General features: G+C 57.9%; 1 pseudogene. It reads left to right on the plus strand.

The features are described 5' to 3' along the window. Positions 1-37 precede the first annotated feature (37 nt). Positions 38-233 (plus strand): annotated as a pseudogene (locus KZZ04_RS20885) (hypothetical protein); the annotation flags it as partial.

A 233-nucleotide genomic window follows, 5' to 3' on the forward strand; every position in this document is an offset into this window, starting at 1 on the left:
CTTCACCGGACAGCGAATCCGAACCATGACCTCCGACATGGCGGAAGAAACCTTCCGGGCCTATGGTGCCGAGCCCAGCCAGATCCCCTATTCCCAGGTATACAGTGACCTGCAGCTGCGCAAGATCGATGGCCAGAGCAATCCGGTTTTCGCCATCGAGGAAATGGATTTCTACGAAGTTCAGACCACCATGACCCTGGCGCGACCGGCCCAGTTCGTCGCTTCAGTGGTCT

Source organism: Pseudoalteromonas sp. CR1 (assembly GCF_019392235.1).
Classification (GTDB): Bacteria; Pseudomonadota; Gammaproteobacteria; order Enterobacterales; family Alteromonadaceae; genus Pseudoalteromonas.